The 2,751-nt window shown below is 69.6% G+C and carries 3 protein-coding genes; 2 read left to right on the top strand and 1 reads right to left on the bottom strand.

Going from position 1 to position 2,751, the window contains the following annotated elements:
* A partial coding sequence (gene rutA / locus AC27VN_RS38135) for a pyrimidine utilization protein A (RefSeq protein WP_490880021.1) occupies positions 1-1,108 on the bottom strand: 1,108 nt, incomplete at its 3' end.
* Positions 1,109-1,326: 218 nt separating this feature from the next.
* Between rutA and AC27VN_RS38130 the strand changes: the two genes are divergently transcribed.
* Both AC27VN_RS38130 and AC27VN_RS38125 read left to right on the top strand, forming a co-directional pair.
* Positions 1,327-1,779: a YybH family protein gene (locus tag AC27VN_RS38130; RefSeq protein ID WP_057593960.1), complete on the top strand. Its 453-nt coding sequence runs from the start codon at positions 1,327-1,329 to the stop codon at positions 1,777-1,779.
* Positions 1,780-1,869: 90 nt separating this feature from the next.
* Positions 1,870-2,751, top strand: an 882-nt coding sequence (locus AC27VN_RS38125) for a YheT family hydrolase (protein WP_490880022.1), incomplete at its 3' end; no start/stop codon positions are given.

The raw sequence follows: 2,751 nt of genomic DNA, 5'->3' as shown, positions 1-2,751 counted from the left end.
CCGCGAGGCGTTCGGGTTCGACGCGCGAGGGCACCGGGCTCGGCACGTGCGCGCGGCTCTTCATCAGCGGCTGGATGCGCTCGCCGAAGGCCTCGACGCCCGCGAGGAAGTCGTCGAAGGTCAGCAGCACGCCCTCGGTGCCGGGCACCTCGGCCACTTCGTCGAGCAGGCGCGCCACGGTCTCGTAGGAGCCCACGAGCGTGCCCATGTTGATGTTCACGGCCGAGGTCGGGTCGGCCATCTGCCGCACGTTGGTGTCGGCGCCCGATTTGGTATCGGCCGCGCCCTGCGCGCCGAGCCAGGCGATGGCCTCGCTGTCGGCGCCGGCCTTGTAGTGCTCCCACTTGGCGCGCGCGACCTCGTCGGTCTCGTCGGCGATCACCATCATCAGCACGTAGCTGGTGACGTGGCGGCCCGTAGCGGCACTGGCCTCGATCAGCTTCTCGGCCGCGGGCGCGAAGGCGCGCGGCGTGTTCACGCCCTTGCCGAAGCAGAAGTTGTAGTCGGCGTACCTGGCGGAGAACGCCATGCCGGCGTCGCTCTGGCCGGCACAGATCACCTTCATGCCGGCCTGCGGGCGCGGGCTCAGGCGGCAGTCGTCCATCTGGAAATGCGCGCCTTTGAAGTCGGAGCGGCCCGTGCCCCAGAGGTCGCGCAGCACCTGGATGTATTCGGACAGGTATTCGTAGCGCGTGCCGAAGAACTGGTCGCCGGGCCACATGCCCATCTGCGAGTACTCGGGGCGCTGCCAGCCGGTGACGAGGTTGAGGCCGAAGCGGCCGTTGGAGATCGAGTCGATGGTCGAGGCCATGCGCGCGACGATGGCCGGCGGCATGACCAGCGAGGCCGCGGTGGCGAACAGCTTGATCTTGGTGGTGACGGCCGCGAGCCCGGCCATGAGCGTGAAGGACTCGAGGTTGTGGTCCCAGAACTCCGTCTTGCCGCCGAAGCCGCGCAGCTTGATCATCGACAGCGCGAAGTCGACGCCGTAGTGCTCGGCCTTCAGCGTGATCGCCTTGTTGAGCTCGAAGCTGGGCTTGTACTGCGGGGCGTTCTCGGACAGCAGCCAGCCGTTGTTGCCGATGGGTATGAAGATGCCGACGTTCATGGAAGGGCTCCGGTTGCGGGATGGCGAGGCTCCTTGCATGCGGCGTGCCAGTCGGAAAAATCCTTTCAAATCAATGGCTTGATGATTTTTGAGGCTTTTGTTTTGTCCAAATGGTCCAAAGTGGAGCGGTCGATCGCCCGAGGCTGCGGCGGCACGGTGCGCGCCGTGCCAAAGCAGTGCAGTGCCCGCGTCACGCACGGCGCGGCAGAATTACGCCCATGCCCAAGTCCCCACTCCGCACCGCCGCGGCCATCGGCGGCACCGCCGACGACATCGAGGCCGCCTTCTACGAGGCGCTGCAGCGCGGCGACATCGACGCGCTGATGGCCTGCTGGGCCGACGAGGACGAGGTGTTCTGCGTCCATCCGGGCGGTCCGCGGCTGGTGGGCACGGCGGCGATCCGCTCGGCCTTCGAGCAGATGTTCGGCAACGGCGCGATCCACGCCACGCCCGCGCACGTGCGCAAGATCGACTCGATCGCGAGCGCGGTCCACAACGTGCTCGAGCGCATCGAGGTGCTCACGGTCGAGGGTCCGCGCCATGCCTTCGTGCTCGCGACCAACGTCTATCACAAGACCGCGCAGGGCTGGCGCATGGTGGCGCACCATGCGAGCCCGGGCAGCGCGCGCGAGCCCGACGACGCGAACGAGCTGCCGCAGATGCTGCACTGAGCGCCGGGCGTTCTCTTCCTTCGTTCGATGTCCGCGTTCCTACCTTCTTCCTTTCCCTCCGGCACGCCCGATTCGTCGTCGCCATCCGTGATGGACTACCTGGCGCCACGCTGGCTGCCCGGCGGCAACCTGCAGACGATCTGGGGCGCGCTCTATGCGCGCCGCTTCGAGGGCGCGGCGCCGGTCTACCGGCGCGAGCGCTGGACCGCGCCCGACGGCGACTTCGTCGACGTGGACTTCGCCGATGCGCCCGGTTCGCGGGGCGAGTCTGGCGGCCGGCCCTTGCTGGTGCTGTTCCACGGCCTCGAGGGCTCCTCGCGCAGCCACTATGCCGAGGCCTTCGCCGACTTCGCCGCCGCGCGCGGCATGGACTTCGCCGTGCCGCATTTCCGCGGCTGCAGCGGCGAGATGAACCTCGCGCCGCGCGCCTACCACTCGGGCGACTTCGAGGAGATCGGCTGGATCCTGGCGCGCATGCGCGCGAGCCGCAAGGACGGCGCGCCGGTGCTCGCGGCCGGCGTCTCGCTCGGCGGCAATGCGCTGATGCGCTGGGCCGGCGAGGCCGGCGAGAGCGCCTCGCGGGTGGTGGGCGCGGTGGCCTCGGTGTGCTCGCCGCTCGATCTCGCGGCGGGCGGCGATGCCATCGGCCGCGGCTTCAACCGGCTGGTCTACACCCGCATGTTCCTCGCGACCATGAAGCCCAAGGCGCTGGCCAAGCTGGCGCAGTTCCCGGGGCTGTTCGATGGCAGCCGGCTCGCGGCCGCGCGCGACCTGCGGACCTTCGACGACGTCTTCACCGCGCCGCTGCACGGCTTCGTCGACGCGGACGACTACTGGCGGCGCGGCTCGGCCAAGCCGCACCTGGGCGCGATCCGCGTGCCCGCGCTGGCGGTCAACGCGCGCAACGATCCCTTCATTCCTGCGGCCAGCCTGCCGCGGCCCGGCGAGGTCGGCCGCCACGTCACACTGTGG

The sequence above is a fragment of the Variovorax sp. 20P10.2.4 genome, assembly GCF_058244205.1.
This window is presented reverse-complemented; position numbering and strand designations above follow the sequence as displayed.